Origin of the sequence: Micromonospora sp. NPDC048898 (assembly GCF_043198035.1) — a bacterium.
GTDB lineage: Bacteria > Actinomycetota > Actinomycetes > Mycobacteriales > Micromonosporaceae > Micromonospora.
On record NZ_JBICUF010000017.1, the window covers coordinates 45,146 to 61,184 of the forward strand.

Here is a 16,039-nt window from a genome sequence, read left to right on the forward strand (position 1 = left end):
CGCGTCGGCTCGGCCCGCGTCGGCTCGGCCCGCGTCGGCTCGGCCCGCGTCGGCTCGGCCCGCGTCGGCTCGGCCCGCGTCGGCTCGGCCCGCGTCGGCTCGGCCCGCGTCGGGGCGGCCCGCGTCGGGGCGGCCCTGGTGGGTGTCCGGTGCCTTCTCCGGGCGTCGGATCATGGTGGCCTCGTTGCTGTCGCGCCAGCGGGCCTGTCCGGCCGGGTCGGGCCGCTGCTGCGCGGGCGGCGGCTGCGGGACGTCCGGCGGTCGCGGAGTGTCGGTCGGCATCGATCATTCCTCCTCTGGCTGGCGGTCCCGGGGCACGAGATGCAGCAGCGTCCAGTCGGCGTCGGTGAACCGGCCCAGCGCCGCGGCGGCGCGGTCGTCCCAGGTCTCACCGTCGGCGACGATGCCCCCGATGACCGCCTCGATCGCCGACGGGCGCAGCGTCCCGAACGTCACCGCGTCACGGGTCCTCTGCTCCCGGTCGTCCTGCGCGACCCAGGCCGCCACGGCCTGCAACTGGTGGTAGCAGTGGTCGCCGGGAATCGAGCGCCCGAAGCGGTGCTCCCAGACCGCCGAGTCCGGGTGGCGGTCCTCCCCGGCCTTCGACCAGTCCAGCTCCTGCTTGACGGGCGCCCAGCGGTAGGGCATCCCGATGAAGCCCCAGTCGTCGTCGGGGCAGTGGTTGGGGCCGTCGTGGGCCACCGAGTCGCGCAGCACCGAGACGCAGTGGTGGGCCAGGTCATCGGCGGCGGTGTCCGGCTGGAGCTGCCCGGACCGTACGGCGACCGCGTCGTCGACGGCGTGGGCGAGCGCGCAGTCGAGCAGTCGAGGGTCGAGGTCGGCGAGGAGGCGGCGCTCACCCGGGGTCAGCGTCGGGTTGAGCTGGTTCGCCAGATGCGCGAACACGGTCAACTCGGTGAGCAGTGTGAGCACCGGCCACTGCGCGAGCAGTCGCCGGGCGGCGGCCATCTCGCCGAGCGTGCACGCCCGGTTCACACAGTGCCGCCCGCAGGTGACACCGCGGCGGCCGATCAGACCGTCCACCGGCGCGACCGCGCCGCGCGCCGATTCGGCGGCACGGCCGTCGGGGATCGCCACCAGCACCGGGCGGTCCATGCCGTCGGTGAACACCGCGCTCTCACCGCTGTTGAGCGACACCACCGACCGCGTCTGGTCCCGGTCGAGATTCATCGTCGCGCCGACGCTGCGGCGGTCGTCCTCGGCCGGCAGGCGGTGCACGACCTTCACCGCGGTGTTCTTGATGACGTCCGGAATGAGTTTGCTCGGGATCTGCTCGACCACGACCAGCGCCTCGCCGTACGCGCGGACCTCGGCGAGCAGCGCCGCGAACATCTCCACGCCCTTGGCCGCCACGCCCGCCTTGTCGCCCTCGGGCCGGCGCAGCAGGCGGTGCGCCTCCTCGATGACCGTGAGGTGCTGCAACTCGTTGGCCGTGTTGTCGCCGCGCAGCAGCCGAAGGTGCTCGGTGAGCTGGATGAGCAGCGCGCCCATGAGGAATGCCTTGTCCGCGTCGTCGCCGACGTCCTCGATCTCGAACACGACCCGGCTGCGCAACAGCCGCTCGAAGTCCAGCGGATGACCGCCCTGGAAGAAGCGGCCGGTGGTGCCCAGGCGCAGGCTCGACAGCCGGGTGGTGATGAAGCCGTGCACGTCGGCCGCCATCTCCCTGCCGTAGCCGAGGCCCGCGACGACCTCCGTCGCGACCCGCTGCAGGTCGGCGAGTGTGGGATAACGTGGCCGCGCGCCGTCACGGGTGGGCGTGCCGACCACGAGGTCCCAGCCGAGATCCGCGTAGGAGCGAGTCAGCGCGGCGGAGAGGATCTGGGGGAAGGGCTCGTGCGGTTCGAACGCCGTGAGGAACAGGGCGCGCATGAGGTCCAGGTGGGTCTGCAACGGGAAGCGGCGTGGTGTGCCCGCGGCGGTGTGGACGGCCGCCGGCACGAGCGGGTTGAACCCGGCCGGCGGCACCGCGGGGTCACCGGGGCGGATCACCACGACATCGTGGTCGCCGCCCAGGGAGCGCAGCCGGCTCGCCATGCGCCGGTACTCGGCCTTGGCCGGCTCGATCACGAGCCACGGCAGTCCCAGCCGGGTCACCTCGGTGAGCAGGTGTCGGACGGTCCAGGATTTGCCGCTGCCGGTCGCGCCGCAGACGAAGGTGTGCCGGTTCAGCGACTCGGTGCTGACCTCAAGGCCGCCGACCCGCGCGTACGCCGTGTCGAGCACGTGGCCCAGCAGCAGTGAACCCGCGGCGGGGCCGGTCGGCGGCCGCTCCGGCGTCACGTCGAACCGGTGCGGCTCGGTCACCCGGATTCCGCTGACCTCGCGCCGTGGCGGTCGGGTCAACGCGACCAACAGGTCGGTGCTCGCCACGAACGCGGCGCGCCCGTCGCCCGGGTGCTCGGCCGGGCCGGCCGGGGACATCGTGTACGGCTGGTCGGCCAGGTCCGCGGCCGCACACAGCACGCCCGCCGTACGCTGCGCCGTCGCCCGGGTCCCCGCTCCGACCAGCACCCGGATCCGCCAGACGTGGCCGTTCTGGGAGCGGGACAGCTCGCGGTGCCGGGCCTGCTTGCGTTCCAGCTCGACCCGCTTCGCCTCGCCGACCTCGCCGCGCGACAGCGGCAGGATCTCGCTCACCAGCCGGTCCAGGTGGGGCTGAACCTCCGCTGGGCGCAGCGGCTCGGCAATCACCACCCAGGCGAACGGCTCGCGCAGGTGCGCCACGTGCTGCTGGAACGACCCGCGGCGGCGTTGGCCGGGCACCGACTTCGACGACGCGGGTGCCCACAGCGCGTCCGGCCGCCCGGCGGACAGCTCCCAGTGCGGGAAGTCCAGCAGCACGGACTCGGTGCCGGCGGGCAGCGGGAACGCGCGTGCGCCGGGCGGGAACAGCAGTTCCGGGGGCCGTCCGCCCGGCTCGGCGGGCTCCACGACAAGCGGCAGGCGAGGCCGGCCGCCGAGCAGGAAGCGCACCTGGCCGGTCTCGTCACGGGCCCACGCCGCCAGCAGTGCCGGAGCCGGACCGCCGGCCGCGAGCAGTGTCGAGTGGGCGCCGCCGAGTGCGGCCAGCACCGCGCCGTCCGCGTCGTCCGGTGCCACCGGCCGCTGACCGTCCTGCGGTGGTTGCTCGCGGCGCTCGGCGGCGGGGACCTCGGTGACCTGGCGGAACTCGATACCCGACCACGGCGTCGGGCCGGTCACGGGGTGACCCGGGGCGGCGCCACCGTGCCCGAGACGCGGTCCGACAAGCAGATCGGCGGGTAGCAGTTGGCCATGACGACCTGCCGGCCGCCGGTGGAGCTGTCGACGAGGATGAACTCGGTGGTGTCCATGCCGAGGATCGCCTGTGGCTCGGTGATGAACTCGTACACCCGGGCGGTGGTGGTCGAGGAGCCGAGGTTCTCCGCCGTCGACCAGGAGCGGTTGCCGGCCCAGGTGTGCCCGCGGGAGTCGGAGAGCCCGCTTGAGGACTTCAGGAAGGACTTGGACGAGTTGGTGCCGGCGTTCGTGGTGGCGGAGAAACTGTCGCCGCCGCCGTCGCTGAACGTCCGGCCCTCGGAGTGGCTGAGCTGGTTGACGACGAACTTGTAGCCCTTGCCGATGAACTCGGCGGCGATGTTCGCGTCCTTGTGGTTGTACATCTTCATGATGCACACCGCGCCGCCGGTGCCCACGATCTTCTCCAGGTCGTCCTGGGGCTGATCGAGGAAGAGCACCAGCCGTACGCCCGCCACCCGGGCCTGCTCGGACAGCGCCCGCACGGCGGAGCCGCCGAGCCGGTCGGCGCCGATCACCACGAGCTGGCGGCCGTGCAGGGTGTTGTCCGCGATGGCGTGGCGTACCAGCTGGAGCAGCAGCCGATCGATGAGCTCCTTGCGGTCGTCCTTGCCGCCGGGCGTGGCAAGCACCGACACGTCGTGCCGGGCCCACAGTGGACGGGCACCGCTCGGCGCGACGTCGTGCAGCAGGTCGAGGTGCGCGGCCCACAGCCGCAACTGCCGTCCGGTCCAGTCGTTCTGGTCGATGTCACCGATGCTGGCCACCAGTCGCTCAAGCTCCGTCGGTGTCAGCAGCTCGGTTTCCGCGCCACGGCGCAGCACGCGCAGCCCGGCGGCCAACCGGGCGAGCGTCACCGGCCGGTCCAGGCTCGCGAGCACCGTGCGCAGCACCTCGACGGCCAGCACCCGCTCATGCAGTTGCTCGCCGCCGCCGGAGCGGCCGGCCGCGTCCGGGCGGTCGGTGAGGACGTACGCCAGGCTGTCGGCGATCTCGTCGGTGCTGAGGCCGGTGAACAGGTCGAAGTCGGTCGCACCGTCCAGGACGGCCCAGCGGGTGTCCAACCCGCGGGCGGCCGCCAGCCGGACCAACTCGCCGCCCACCTCCTGCCCGGTCAGGTCGAGCACCGCCAACCGATGCCCGGCGGACAGCAGCGACGTGCCGAGCAGGACGAGCAGGCAGGCCCAGCCGTACCGGGCCGGGTCGCCGCCGATCACATCGACCCTCGCCGGTTCCGACACGGGGCGCACCGGGTACCACTGCGGTCCGCTCCTGTGCCGTTCCCGCGCCTGCCGGGACGCCTTGGCCGCGTCGTCGTGGCGCCGCTTGGCGTCCGTCCACTCCCGCAGCGCCTGGTCGTGCCGTTGCCTCTCGGCCTTACGCAGAGCCACGTAGGGCTGCTTGAACCGGTCGAGGTCCGCGTTCGTGCGCCGGACCTCGGAGAGCGCGCCCAGCACCCACAGCGCGAGCAGGAGACCGGCCGCGGGCAGCGCATAGCCGTACACCTTCATCGCGTCGCCGCCGCCGTAGCCCGACACGGTGCTCTCGATCGTCACCTGGTAGACACCGAACGCGAGGAACATCAGGACCGCGAGGGTCGAGCGCACCACGACCTTGCGCATCGCCCCGGCCCGCCGCCCGTAGAGCGCACTCGCGTCGGGGTGCGGCGGGTCGACCCACACCGGCTTGGGTCCGAGGGTCGCCAGCGGCGCCGACGGTACGGCCTCGACCAGGTCCGCGGCCTGCCAGCCCCAACGCTGCGGCGGCTGGAACAGCCGTGGCGCGAACAGCGCGGGCCAGTCGTCGCGGGCCGCCGTCCGCGTCCTCGTGTTCGTCTGGGCCGGTGCGCCGGTCCACGCCTGTGCTCGCGCCTCCGTGCGGGTGGCCCGCGGCGTGGTGCCGCCCGCACGGTAATCCTTCGCCGCGGCCCGGCCGGCCGCCTTCGCCTGCGCCTCGCTCGCGCCGCTCGCCCGGGCGGCGATCGCGGCGCGGGCCGCGACGTCGATCTCGTTGCTGTCCCCGCTGACTACCACATCGGCGAAGTAGCGATGCCAGTCGTCCACCATGACTGTCAGCATCGAGCCGGGCACCGCCGGGAGTCACGAGTAGCGGCGTACTCGAATCGCCGCGCGTCCGGGTGGAGTGCTACTCGTGCGGATGACGGCCGGCGGGACGAACATGGGCGGTATGGACTTTGCGGATCGACGGGCGGAGGCCCTGCGGCAGCTGCCTGCGGCATACGAGCTCGGGCTGCGGCTGCACGACGCGGGCGAGCCCGACGACGTGATCGCGCAGCGGCTCGGCGTGGAGCCGGAGGCGCTCGGCCCGCTGCTGGCGGTGGCCGAGGCGAAGCTTGCGGGGATTCTCGGCCGGACACCCACCGGGCCGTAACGCTCAGGCGCCCCGCAGCCGGTCTGCGAACTCGGCGCGGTTGCTGGTGCCGAGCTTGGCGCTTGCCCGGTAGAGGTGCCCCTCGATGGTGCGCACCGAGACGACGAGCCGGTCGGCGATCGCCCGATTGGACAGGCCCTCGGCCGCGAGCGTGACGATCTCGCGCTCCCGGTCGGTGAGCGGCAGCGGGCGGGCGAGGGTCAGGCCCGGCGTGCGGGCACCCTCGGACTCCTCGGCCAGCCGGTGGGCTCGGGCGGCGGCGGTATCGGCGGTGACGTCCTGGTGCCGGCGTCGGTACGCGGCGGCGGCGTGGCTCGTCGCGTCGGCGGCGGCTGGCCGGTCACCCATCTCCTCCAGACGCACGGATGCCGTGCGCAGGGCGTCGCCGTCGTCCGCGGCCAGCGCGGCGGCGTGCTGGGCCGCGGCCGGCGCCCGTGGGCCGTCGACCACGGTCGCCAGCTCGGCCAGCCGGGCGGCCACCGTCCGGTCGCCGAACCGCACCGCCGAATGCAGCGCCAGCACCTCGTAGCCGGGATGCCCCCGGGTCGCGGCAAGCGCCGCGCTGTCCCGGGCCAGCCGGACCGCTTCGGTGAGCGAACCCTCCGCGGCCGACACCCACGCGTGGGCCAGCAGAACCTCGGGGTCGCAGAACGCGAAGCTCGGATGCCGCTGCTCCTCCAGCCACCCGAGCGCCTGCCGGGCCGCCGGCGCGTCCCCCGACATGGCGAGGGCGTGGGTCAGGCTGAGCAGGGTGCGGAAGCCGTACCCCTCGGTGTCGACGTTCGCGAACCCGGCCCACGCCTCGCGCAGGTCCCGGATCGCCGTCCGTAGGCGGCCCTGGTAGCGCGCGGCGTGGCCGAGCAGCGCGACGCCGCGCAGTCGGGAGTGGCCCGGCATGTCCGCCGCCCGCCGGTAGTGCAGCTGGGCGAGGCCGTCCATCTCACCCAGGTAACCGGCGAGGTGCAGCGCCGACAGGTGGATGTCGCACAGCCCGAATGCGCCGACCGCGGTGCCGACGGAGTGCGGGGCGGCAGCGTATGCCCGAGCCGAGATCGGGCCGATCTCGTTGGCCCGGCCGAGCACCCCGAGGCCGACGGTGACGCCGTACGAGGCGAGCAGGATGCCGACGTCGGGCAGGTCGGGTACGGCAAGCGCCGCCACCGAGGCCGTCACGCCGGGCTCGGCCGGTCGGCCGAGGAAGACGTCGATCACAGCCTGGGCGACGGCGACCACGTGCAGACTGGTCCGGTTCGTCTCGGTCGCGACCCCGGCCAGCACCGCCTCGGCCCGCCCTGGGCTACGCCCGGGCCAGAACAGGTTCGCCACCCGAGGCACTGCGATCGTGAGCTGTTCCTCGACGCTGCCGGCCCGCTCGGCCAGCGCCGCGAACTCGACCTCGGCATCGGCGCCGCGGTTGAGCCACGACAGGGCCAGCGCCAGGGTCTGCCGCGCCTCGGTCCCACCGCCCGAGTCGGTCGCGGCCCGGGCAAGCCGCTCGGCGGCGGCGATGTCCAGCAGCCGGATCGCGTCGCGGGCGGCCAGGGTGAGCAGACGGGGGTCCGGCGGCAGGTCCGACTCCACCGTCAGCATGGCTCGGCGCAGCGTGTCATCGGCCCGGCGCCCGCCGGTGCCGGCCAGTGCCGTGGCGATCTCGCCCCGCATCCGCCGGGCTCGCAGTTGGCCGATCCCGGCGCGACGGACCTCCCCGTACAGCGGGTGCGCGAGCCGGGCCTGCCAGCGCCGCCCGTCCGGGCGCAGCTCGACGAGCCCGCGGATCTCCGCCTTCTCGACCTGACCCGAGTCGGTCAGCGCGGCCAGCACCGGCACCCCGAGCGGCTCGCTCAGCGCCAGCACGTCGACGACGTCGACGAGCCCCTCCGGCAGGGCGCCCATCCGAGCCTGGATCAGGTCGGTCAGGCCCGCCGACATCGCCGGCCGCCCCGACCAGCGCCACACGCCGTTCGTCGCCGCCAGGTGCCCGGCCGTCAACTCGTCGTCGACGAGTTGACGCAGGAACAATGTGTTGCCACGGGCCAGCGCCCACAGCCGCCGGACAGCGTCGCTGTCCACCGGCCCGCCGATCACGGACTCCAGCAGCCCGGTGGTCTCGGCCGCGGAGAGTGGCTGCACCTCCAGCCGCTCCAGGTGCCCGTCCTTCCAGAGTCTCGTGACGGCATCCGGCGCCGGCTCGCCGCTGCGCAGGGTCAACACGACCGGCGCGGCCGCACTCATCACCAGCTCGTGCACGACAAGCGCGGACAACTCGTCGAGCAGGTGTGCGTCGTCGACCACGACCACCACGCCCGCCTGTGCGCCGGTGAGCAGCGCGGTGATTGTCGCGCTGACCAGACGGGTCGGGCCTGGCTCGATGTCGCCGAGCACGCCGGCGAACGCACCGAGGGGCAGGCTCTGGGCCGAGGCGGTGCCGGTGACCCAGCGGGGGCTCACGCCGCGGGTGGCGAGGATGTCGAGCGCCTCCCGCGCGAGCCGCGTCTTGCCGACCCCGGCTGCCCCGGCGAGCACCACGCCCCGCGGCCCGGAGGAGCGTCGGCTGACGGCCTCGATGTACCGCAGTTCCTCGGCCCGCCCGGTGAGCGGCCACCGCCGGCTCACGACATCGGCACTGTAGACAGCTCCATTCCGGAACAGAAACCAACATCGGCCAAGAACGCAAGCGATTAGCCGACGGTGGACGCGGCGGTGCCGGCGGGGTGGGCGCCCCGAGTCGACGATCGTCTCGGGGCGCTATCACCCGCCGTTCGGTCCGGAGCCGGGGTCAGCGTGCGAGCCATTCCCGGTAGGCGGTGGGTGCGATGACGGCGTCGTCGGCGGCGATGAGGGCCGCACCGGGTGCGGCGGCGAACATGCCGGCGCTGTCGTCGGTGGTGACGGTGCGCTGGTCACCGCGTGCGGCAAGCGTGATCCGTCCCAGCTCGTCGAGGGTGAAGACGTCGGGTCCGGCGACGTTGCGGACACCGCGCAGGGGTGCGCCCATGCTGACCTCGGCGACGGCCTGCGCCACGTCGGCGGCGGCCATCGGCTGTACGGGGGTGCGGGGCAGCCGGACGGTGGTGTCGTCGGCCGTCCAGGACAGGATCGCCTCGACGAACTCGAAGAACTGGGTGGCGCGGACGATCGAGTACGGGACGGGACCGGCCTTGAGGATGTCCTCCTGGAGGACCTTGGCGCGGTAGTAGGCCAGGTCGGGCACCTGGTCGACGCCGACGATGGAGAGCACCACCGCGTGACCGACACCCGCGCGGGCGGCTGCGTCCAGGAGGTTGTCCATGGTCGTCTGGAAGAAGGCGGGGGAGGCGTCGTCGAAGGTCGGCGAGTTGGTCAGGTTGACGACGACCTCGGCACCGGTGAGTGCGTCGGCCAGGCCCTGCCCGGTGAGCAGGTCCACCCCGGTGGAGAGCGAGAGGGGCACCGCGTCGTGCCCCGCCGCCTGCAAGATCTTGACGACCTGTGACCCGATGAGGCCGGTCCCGCCCAGTACGGCGATCTTCATAACCATGCACCTTCCCGTGACTGTGAGGTCCGACCGCTGAGGTTTCAGCCAATACTCGGACCTCTCTTGTCCGAGAACTATACTCGGACACAATCAGTCCGAGTAGCGGGGTGACTAGGGTGACAACATGAAGATGTCCGGCGGGGTCGAGTGGGCCCTGCACTGCTGCGTGGTGCTGACGGCCAGCCACACGCCCGTTTCGGCGGCCAAGCTGGCGGAACTGCACGACGTCTCCGGCAGTTACCTCGCCAAGCAGCTCCAGGCCCTGGCCCGCGCCGGCCTGATCCACTCCGTGCAGGGCAAGTCGGGCGGCTACGTGCTGACCCGCGCACCGCAGAGCATCACCCTGCTCGACGTGGTCCAGGCCATCGACGGCCCCGGCCCGACCTTCGTCTGTACCGAGATCCGCCAGCGCGGCCCGTTCGCGACGCCGGCCGACGCCTGCACCACGCCGTGCCCGGTCGCCCGCGCCATGTGGGCAGCCGAGGAGGCGTGGCGCCAGGCACTCGCCGCCGTCACGATCGCCGACCTCGCCGGCGACGTCGACGCCACCTCCGGCCCCGAGGCCCTGGCCGGCATCCAGGCCTGGTTGACAAGCGGCACGGGCTGACCACGCTCAGCCCGTGTGGCGTACCTCGCTGTCCCAGATCTGCGCCCACGGACGCCGCAGCCCTCGGCACACGTGGATCGGGCCGTCGTTCTCGTCGTTTTCCACCCCGACCCGCTGGTCCACCCGCCCGGCGAGCGTGCACTCGTCGAACCAGGCGGTCAGCGGGTCGGCACGCTCCCAGCCGACCGCGATGACCACGTCCGCGCTGGCTGGCGGCTGACCGAAGTCGGCCATGCTGTTGTGCCCCGAGTAGGCCCGGGGCAGCTCACGGGTCGGACCGTAGCGGGCCAGGGCGCCGGCCTCGCCGTAGTTGTCGGTCAGGATGACCGCCCGGGAGCGCTCCTCGGGCGCCAGCCCACGATGGACGGCGGCCACCGAGTCGGCGAACGCCGGCCAGCCGATCGTCTCACCGGCGTCGTAGTTGACGTCGACCACGAACCCGGGCAACCGCTCGGCCGGCAGCACCGGCAGCAGCAGCACGATGTTGGGCAGCAGCAACGGCACCACGCCGAGCGCGAGCAGCCCCCGACGCAGCCGGACCGACCCGCGCGACGCCCACGCGACCGTCACCACCGCACCGGCGGCGGTGAGCACCAGCAGCAGCGGCGCGTCGTAGTAACCCTTGCCACCGGCGATCAACACGATGCCGAACACGACCAACCAGGCCCAACCCACCGCCCGGTAGGCCCGCCACGCCGGGCGGCGCAGCAGCGCGACGAAGCCGGCGATCCAGATCGGTACGGCGTACGGGCTGATGATGACGAACTGGAGGGTGAACGCGTCGAGACGGCCACTGTAGGAGCTGTCACCGTCGGAGATGGAGGCCGCCACGCCGAGCTGCGGGAAGCCGTGCGCCGCCTGCCAGATCAGATTGGGTGCGGCCAGCAGCACGGCGATCCCGGCGGCGGTGAGCACCCACCTGTCGCGCAGCAACCGACGGGGCCCGGCGATGAGCACGCCGGCGATCAGGCCCACGGCCAGCAGCGCGGGCAGCACCTTGCTGAGCATGCCCACGCCGAGCGCCAGCCCGATGCCCAGCGCCCAGCGGCTGTCGCCGGAGCGCAACAACCGCACCGCGCACCACGCCGCGGCCAGCCAGACCAGCAGGTCGACGGTGGTGGTGCTGAGCAGGTGCCCGCTGGCCAGCACGATGCCGGACAGCGCGGCCAGCACCGCCGCGCAGGTCTGGGCGCCCCGACCGGCGCCCAACTCGCGGGCGATGGCGGCGACCAGCAGGACCGCCCCGCCGGCCAGCAACGCCGACGGGGTACGCAGGATCACCAGGTTGCCCGGCGCGATCGTGTCCAGGAGTCGGGCCAGCACCGGGACCAGCGGGCCCTGGTCGACGTAGCCCCAGTCGAGGTGTCGGCCGGCGAGCAGGAAATACAACTCGTCGCGGTGATAGCCGTAACGGCCGGCGAGCAGCAGCAGGACCACACTCGTCGCCAGGGCCACCAGCCACGGCCCGCGCGTGGGCGCACCGGGCTCCGGTGGCAGCGTCGACGGTGCGGTCTGGGCTGGACGCTGCGGCCGATCGGTGTCGATCGCGGGCTCGCTCATGCGCACATGATGACGGGCAAGCCGGCCGCGCGGGTGCCCGTGGCAGGCTCCGGCGGCCTCCCCGTGCAGGTGGGCGAGCCGGGTGCGAAGATCGGCTTCTGGACTCGGACCGAAAGGACGATATGCGCTATCGCACTCTGGGCGGCACCGGCGCCCTGCTCACCCAGCACCTCAACCTCACCCCGATCGTGACCCTGCAACCGCAGTACAACCTGCTGGCCCGCGACATCGAGTTCGAGCCGGTGCCGGTCTGCGAGAACGAGGGCATCGGCATCCTGCCGTGGTCGCCGTTGGGTGGTGGCTGGCTGACCGGCAAGTACCAGCGCGACAGCACGCCCCGTACGGCGGGGCGGGTCTGCGCCAGCGTGCCCGCGACCTGCCGATGACGCCGTGACCGCCTTCCCCGAACCCACCGCCCCGGCCGGCAGCCGCACCGAGGTCTTTCTGCGCTACCTGGACTACTTCCGCGAGTCCGTGGTGGCCAGGGTGTCGGCGTTGGCCGAGTCGGAGCTGCGGCGCAGTCGGCTGCCGTCCGGGTGGACCCCGCTGGAGTTGCTCACGCATCTGCGGCACGTCGAGCGGCGCTGGATCGAGTGGGGGTTCCAGGGTCGGGACGTCGCGCAGCCGTGGGGTGACCGTCGCGACGACCGCTGGTACGTCGGCCCCGACGAGACCCGCGCGGATCTGGTGGCGGCGTTGCGGGCGCAGGGCGCGCACACCACGGCGGTGGTGACGGCGCACGACCTGGCGGAGGTCGGTGCGCCGGGACCGCGGTGGAGAGGCGCGGCCCCGGCGTCGCTGGAGCGGGTGCTGTTCCACCTGGTGCAGGAGTACGCCCGCCACCTCGGGCACCTCGACGTGGTCGCCGAACTCGCCGGGGGACCGACCGGAGAGTGAGGCCGCCTCGACGGTGACGACGAGGCGCGGGGCGCAGTCTTGAGGTGAACGCGGCGGGGTGCGAAATTGCCGTTGTGGCAGCGAACAGGAAATTCGCTGTCCCGCCACTGATGTCGTTCAGGGTCTGGCACAACGTGGCGCTGACGCCCACGTCCACGCCCGGCTACCCGGTCACCTGGAGCGTTGCGGCCAGTTTCGCCGCAGCGTCTCCGCACGGGTTCATCGGCGAGACCCCGACTTGCCTCTCTGTCATTGTTCCGTCACCTTCAGTGACGGCCTTTTCGCGTTGGCGAATGGAAGGCTGCCGATGGCCGCCCAGCCCCGGTGCGAGCCGTCCAGGGCCGAGCCACCCGCCAGGGGGCAGATCTTCCGCCGTTCGTCTTCCGAAGAGGGGTGTCACATCATGCGAGCTGGATTCTCTGATCGAACCAACGACGAGTTCCTGCAGGAGGTGCTGACCAAGGTCAACCAACTGCGGGCACGGCACGGATCGTCGCCGCTCACCCTCGATCCGGAACTCGTGGAGTATGCGAAGTCGAGGGCGTCCTTCATGGCCGAGAGCACCAAGCTCACCCACGAGGGCCTGCGACCGGACACCGGTGAGAACGCGTCGTGGGCGGGCGCCTCAACCGGCCCCACGGCGGGCTCGGGAACTGCCGCGGTAGACAACTGGTACGCCGAGCACAGCAACTACGACTTCGCCACGGGCGAACCCATCGACCCCACGAAGCCCATCGGGCACTTCACCGCACTGGTCTGGAAGAACACCACGAAGCTGGGCGTAGGGCGGGTCGCCGGCCAGGGCACGAAGTGGTGGGAGACCTTCATCGTGGCCAACTTCTCGCTGCCCGGAAACATGGAAGGCCAGTACGTGATGAACGTGGGGCCCGCGAGCTGACACACCGATCCCTCGGGTGGGGCGTACCGGCGAGCGGCCGGTGCGCCCCGGTCTGCGCCAGTCGAGCAGCAGACCGCCGGGGTGTTCTCAGCTGAGGAGCCCGACGGCCACGTCCCACAGCCGCTGCGCGTTGGCCGGATCGAGCGCGTACCGGGCGACGCCCGCGTAGTTCGGAGGCCTCTCGTCGACCACCGGGGCCTCGGTGACGTCCTCGAAGTAGCGCCCGCCGACGCCGTCGACAAGTGGCGAGCCGGCCAGCAGGGCGGTGGTAGCGGCGCCCTGCTCCGGGGTCTTGTGCTGTTCCTTGGGCGTTCGCAGCCCGCCGGTGTGCTTCTGCAGGCCGGTCGCGATGGCGCCGGGGTTCAGCGCGTTGGCGTAGATGCCCTCGCCGGACCAGCGTCGGGTCGCCTCGACGGCGAGCAGCACCTCCGCGGTCTTGGACTGCCCGTAGGCGAGGAACGGGTCGTACGGGCGGAATCGGAAGTGCAGGTCGTCGAAGATGACAGGGGAGAACAGGTGCCCGCTGGAGGCGACCGAGACGATACGTGCGCCACCGGCGGCGGCCAACGCGTCGTGCAGCCCGAGGGTCAGCGCGAAGTGGCCCAGGTAGTTGGTGGCGAACTGCATCTCCCAGCCCTCGGGGGTGTGCTGGAGGTGCGGCAGCGCCATGATCCCGGCGTTGTTGACCAGGATGTGCAAAGGCTGGTCCCACCCGTCGACGAACCTGCGCACCGATCCCTGGTCGGCCAGGTCGAGTTCCCGGGCGCTGATGGCGGTGTTTCCCGTTGTCGCCGTGATGTCCGCGATGGCCGTTTCGGCGACGCTGGTGCGGCGGACCGCCAACACGACCTCCGCACCCGCGCCGGCGAGGGCGCGGGCGGTCTCCACGCCGATTCCGCCCGCGCCGCCGGTGATGATCGCGCGCTGGCCGCTCAGGTCCACGCCAGCGAGCACCTCGGCGGCGGTGGAGCTGAACCCGAACGGAGTCTCGATGCGCTGTGCCATGTGTCCCATTCCTCTCGTCGTGCCTGGTGACCCACTCTTCCCGCATCCCCCGGGTTCAGGCTTGGTCCCGCTTTTCCTAGTAGTGGCAGGGCCAGGTTCGCGCCCGCCGCACGGACTGCCGACGAGTGGCACCTAGCGGGCCTCGGCCCAGCCGACGAAACGCGGGGTCAGGTCGGGCAGCGCGACGCCCGGGTTGAGCGCGGTGAGGTCGGCTTCGGCTGCCTCCTGCACCGTCGCCAGGTGGGCCAACAGGCCCGGCCGGTCCTCGCGGTACTCGCCGAGCAGGCGCAGCTTCGCGGCCGAGCACGGCCACAGGATGCCGCAGACCGGGCAGCGCCACGACGGGCGCAGTGGGAGGTGCTTGCGGCGTTCGGGCATCACTGCATCCGCACGGGACGGGTGCGCCGGATCGGCGCGGGCGGGCGGGTCTCGTTGCCCCGGCGGGGGGCCCGGAACTGCACCTGCACGCCGTGGCGCCGCACGTACAGCTCGCGGCGTGCGATCGCCTCGCCCTTCGGGCTCAGCTCGTAGGCGTCCAGCCAGAGCCAGCCGTCGTAGGTGTGCCGGTCGGATAGCTCCCGGATGACCCGTACGACGATCGGCCTGCTGAACTGCACGCTCGCGGCGGTGGTCAACCGGACCACGTCGCCGGCCCGCAGTGGGTCGGTCATCGCCGCCCCTCCGGCTGCCTCGGCTCCGCTTGCTCGTCTGGCATCGCTCTCCCCTTGCTGGCGTGGGAGAGGGCCGCCCGGCCATCGGGGCGGCCCCCGTGTCGGGCGCTTCCGTCGGGTTCGGGGCCCCGCCGATCGCACCGTCCACACACCACATTGCCCAGGGTTGTCGGACAATCACACAGCGTTGTGTAATCTCCTTCGGACGGCTGATTTGCCCCCAGGGAGGGACGGCATGAACCACGCATTTGTCGCTGCGCTCGCCGAGGCGGGGCACACCGCCGAGAGTCTCGCCGGTCGCATCGGCGTACACCCGAAGACCGTCGCGAGATGGGCGAACCCCGGCCACATTCCACAGAGCCGGCACCGCTCGACCGTGGCGGAGTTACTGGCACGGGACAGCGACGCGCTCTGGCCGGACGTCGTCCGTCGTCGCGAACCGGTGTGGTTCCGGCGGTGGGTCGACATCGAACGCGAGGCGGTGACGCTGCGGTCGTTTCAACTCGCCTGGGTGCCCGGTCTGTTGCAGACCGAGGCATACGCGCGGGCGACCCTGGCGGGTGGGGTGCTGGCACCGGACGCGGTAGTCGAGTTCGCCGAGGCGCGGATTGCTCGGCAGGCGATCCTCACCCGCGACAGTGGACCGCTGCTGATCGCCGTGTTGGACGAGGCGGTGCTGCGGCGGCGCGTCGGTGACGACCGCGCCCTGATGGCGGCGCAACTCGCCCGGCTGATCGAGCATGCCGAGTCGGACAGCGTCCAGCTGCACATCGTCCCGTTGGACGCGCCCAGCTATCCCGGGCTGGATGGACCTTTCGCCATCGCCGACATGCCGGACGGGTCGCGCGTCGCGCACGTCGACGGCCCGGCCCAGGCGCAGATCCTCGATCAGGCATCGGAGCTTGTTAAGCTCGAACGACGGTGGGAGTGTATTCGCGGAGAGGCACTGCCCCGAGGGCGTTCCCTGGACCTTCTCAGAGAAGCGGCAGCATCATGGACATGAGCGGTGCGCGGTGGCGTAAGAGCACGAAGAGCGGCGGCAACGGCGGTGACTGTGTCGAGGTCGCCGACAACCTCCCGGGTGTGGTCCTCGTGCGGGACACGAAGGATCGCGACGGCGGCACGCTGACCTTCAGCCCGCAGGCGTGGCGTGGCTTCGTCGCCATGACCCGCGACGCCGGCTGACCGAGGACACC

15 protein-coding genes and 1 pseudogene are annotated in these 16,039 nt (G+C 72.4%); 7 read left to right on the forward strand and 9 right to left on the reverse strand.

Annotation, left to right across the window (positions count from 1 at the left end):
* The 3 genes and pseudogenes from ACGFIQ_RS30525 to ACGFIQ_RS30535 form a co-directional block, all read right to left on the reverse strand.
* A pseudogene (locus ACGFIQ_RS30525) lies at window positions 1–282 on the reverse strand (hypothetical protein); the annotation flags it as partial.
* Window positions 283–285: 3 nt separating this feature from the next.
* Window positions 286–3,225 (reverse strand): ATP-binding protein, encoded by a 2,940-nt coding sequence (locus ACGFIQ_RS30530; RefSeq protein WP_393248950.1) that lies wholly within the window; start codon window positions 3,223–3,225, stop codon window positions 286–288.
* Window positions 3,222–5,378: a hypothetical protein gene (locus ACGFIQ_RS30535; RefSeq protein WP_393248951.1), complete on the reverse strand. Its 2,157-nt coding sequence runs from the start codon at window positions 5,376–5,378 to the stop codon at window positions 3,222–3,224. The genes ACGFIQ_RS30530 and ACGFIQ_RS30535 overlap by 4 nt, the downstream gene beginning before the upstream one ends.
* Before the next feature lie 109 nt (window positions 5,379–5,487).
* Here ACGFIQ_RS30535 and ACGFIQ_RS30540 point away from each other — a divergent pair, with 109 nt between their 5' ends.
* Complete coding sequence (locus tag ACGFIQ_RS30540; protein WP_393248952.1) at window positions 5,488–5,691, forward strand: hypothetical protein; 204 nt, start codon at window positions 5,488–5,490, stop codon at window positions 5,689–5,691.
* A 3-nt stretch (window positions 5,692–5,694) separates the two neighbouring features.
* On the opposite strand, the gene ACGFIQ_RS30545 is transcribed toward ACGFIQ_RS30540, so the two are convergent.
* Both ACGFIQ_RS30545 and ACGFIQ_RS30550 read right to left on the reverse strand, forming a co-directional pair.
* Entirely contained in the window at window positions 5,695–8,304 is a 2,610-nt protein-coding gene (locus tag ACGFIQ_RS30545; protein WP_393248953.1) for a LuxR C-terminal-related transcriptional regulator, read from the reverse strand.
* A gap of 163 nt (window positions 8,305–8,467) precedes the next feature.
* Window positions 8,468–9,202, reverse strand: coding sequence for an SDR family oxidoreductase (locus ACGFIQ_RS30550; RefSeq protein ID WP_393248954.1), 735 nt, complete (start codon window positions 9,200–9,202; stop codon window positions 8,468–8,470).
* Between the two features lie 127 nt (window positions 9,203–9,329).
* On the opposite strand from ACGFIQ_RS30550, the gene ACGFIQ_RS30555 reads away from it, so the two are divergent.
* Window positions 9,330–9,812, forward strand: coding sequence for an RrF2 family transcriptional regulator (locus ACGFIQ_RS30555; RefSeq protein WP_393248955.1), 483 nt, complete (start codon window positions 9,330–9,332; stop codon window positions 9,810–9,812).
* Between the two features lie 6 nt (window positions 9,813–9,818).
* Here the strand turns inward: ACGFIQ_RS30555 and ACGFIQ_RS30560 are convergent, their stop codons facing one another.
* The gene (locus ACGFIQ_RS30560; RefSeq protein WP_393248956.1) at window positions 9,819–11,372 is read right to left on the reverse strand and encodes an ArnT family glycosyltransferase; all 1,554 of its coding nucleotides are present in this window, start codon (window positions 11,370–11,372) and stop codon (window positions 9,819–9,821) included.
* A gap of 122 nt (window positions 11,373–11,494) precedes the next feature.
* On the opposite strand from ACGFIQ_RS30560, the gene ACGFIQ_RS30565 reads away from it, so the two are divergent.
* The 3 genes from ACGFIQ_RS30565 to ACGFIQ_RS30575 all read left to right on the forward strand — a co-directional run bounded on the left by ACGFIQ_RS30565 (window position 11,495) and on the right by ACGFIQ_RS30575 (window position 13,167).
* Window positions 11,495–11,758 (forward strand): aldo/keto reductase, encoded by a 264-nt coding sequence (locus tag ACGFIQ_RS30565; protein ID WP_393248957.1) that lies wholly within the window; start codon window positions 11,495–11,497, stop codon window positions 11,756–11,758.
* 4 nt (window positions 11,759–11,762) lie between these two features.
* Window positions 11,763–12,269 (forward strand): DUF664 domain-containing protein, encoded by a 507-nt coding sequence (locus ACGFIQ_RS30570; RefSeq protein WP_393248958.1) that lies wholly within the window; start codon window positions 11,763–11,765, stop codon window positions 12,267–12,269.
* A 403-nt stretch (window positions 12,270–12,672) separates the two neighbouring features.
* Entirely contained in the window at window positions 12,673–13,167 is a 495-nt protein-coding gene (locus tag ACGFIQ_RS30575; protein ID WP_393248959.1) for a CAP family protein, read from the forward strand.
* Window positions 13,168–13,254: 87 nt separating this feature from the next.
* Here the strand turns inward: ACGFIQ_RS30575 and ACGFIQ_RS30580 are convergent, their stop codons facing one another.
* The 3 genes from ACGFIQ_RS30580 to ACGFIQ_RS30590 all read right to left on the reverse strand — a co-directional run bounded on the left by ACGFIQ_RS30580 (window position 13,255) and on the right by ACGFIQ_RS30590 (window position 14,843).
* Window positions 13,255–14,172 (reverse strand): SDR family NAD(P)-dependent oxidoreductase, encoded by a 918-nt coding sequence (locus tag ACGFIQ_RS30580; RefSeq protein WP_393248960.1) that lies wholly within the window; start codon window positions 14,170–14,172, stop codon window positions 13,255–13,257.
* Between the two features lie 132 nt (window positions 14,173–14,304).
* Window positions 14,305–14,550, reverse strand: a complete 246-nt coding sequence (locus ACGFIQ_RS30585; RefSeq protein ID WP_357523850.1) for a flavin reductase — start codon at window positions 14,548–14,550, stop codon at window positions 14,305–14,307.
* A complete protein-coding gene (locus ACGFIQ_RS30590) occupies window positions 14,550–14,843 on the reverse strand; it encodes a hypothetical protein (RefSeq protein ID WP_393248961.1) in 294 nt (97 codons plus the stop codon). The genes ACGFIQ_RS30585 and ACGFIQ_RS30590 overlap by 1 nt, the downstream gene beginning before the upstream one ends.
* Before the next feature lie 235 nt (window positions 14,844–15,078).
* Here ACGFIQ_RS30590 and ACGFIQ_RS30595 point away from each other — a divergent pair, with 235 nt between their 5' ends.
* Both ACGFIQ_RS30595 and ACGFIQ_RS30600 read left to right on the forward strand, forming a co-directional pair.
* On the forward strand, window positions 15,079–15,846 hold the full coding sequence (locus tag ACGFIQ_RS30595) for a DUF5753 domain-containing protein (RefSeq protein WP_393248962.1): 768 nt from the start codon (window positions 15,079–15,081) through the stop codon (window positions 15,844–15,846).
* Complete coding sequence (locus tag ACGFIQ_RS30600) at window positions 15,837–16,028, forward strand: DUF397 domain-containing protein (protein ID WP_393248963.1); 192 nt, start codon at window positions 15,837–15,839, stop codon at window positions 16,026–16,028. Before ACGFIQ_RS30595 ends, ACGFIQ_RS30600 begins: the two co-directional genes overlap by 10 nt.
* Window positions 16,029–16,039: the final 11 nt, after the last annotated feature.

Excerpts from the sequence above, each read along its gene's own strand:
- ACGFIQ_RS30535 (WP_393248951.1), bottom strand. The coding sequence starts at position 5,378 with ATGCTGACAGTCATGGTGGACGACTGGCATCGCTACTTCGCCGATGTG.
- ACGFIQ_RS30575 (WP_393248959.1), top strand. The coding sequence starts at position 12,673 with ATGCGAGCTGGATTCTCTGATCGAACCAACGACGAGTTCCTGCAGGAG.
- ACGFIQ_RS30580 (WP_393248960.1), bottom strand. The coding sequence starts at position 14,172 with ATGGCACAGCGCATCGAGACTCCGTTCGGGTTCAGCTCCACCGCCGCC.
- ACGFIQ_RS30585 (WP_357523850.1), bottom strand. The coding sequence starts at position 14,550 with ATGCCCGAACGCCGCAAGCACCTCCCACTGCGCCCGTCGTGGCGCTGC.
- ACGFIQ_RS30560 (WP_393248956.1), bottom strand. The coding sequence starts at position 11,372 with ATGAGCGAGCCCGCGATCGACACCGATCGGCCGCAGCGTCCAGCCCAG.
- ACGFIQ_RS30600 (WP_393248963.1), top strand. The coding sequence starts at position 15,837 with ATGGACATGAGCGGTGCGCGGTGGCGTAAGAGCACGAAGAGCGGCGGC.
- ACGFIQ_RS30590 (WP_393248961.1), bottom strand. The coding sequence starts at position 14,843 with ATGACCGACCCACTGCGGGCCGGCGACGTGGTCCGGTTGACCACCGCC.
- ACGFIQ_RS30595 (WP_393248962.1), top strand. The coding sequence starts at position 15,079 with ATGAACCACGCATTTGTCGCTGCGCTCGCCGAGGCGGGGCACACCGCC.
- ACGFIQ_RS30555 (WP_393248955.1), top strand. The coding sequence starts at position 9,330 with ATGAAGATGTCCGGCGGGGTCGAGTGGGCCCTGCACTGCTGCGTGGTG.
- ACGFIQ_RS30565 (WP_393248957.1), top strand. The coding sequence starts at position 11,495 with ATGCGCTATCGCACTCTGGGCGGCACCGGCGCCCTGCTCACCCAGCAC.
- ACGFIQ_RS30550 (WP_393248954.1), bottom strand. The coding sequence starts at position 9,202 with ATGAAGATCGCCGTACTGGGCGGGACCGGCCTCATCGGGTCACAGGTC.
- ACGFIQ_RS30540 (WP_393248952.1), top strand. The coding sequence starts at position 5,488 with ATGGACTTTGCGGATCGACGGGCGGAGGCCCTGCGGCAGCTGCCTGCG.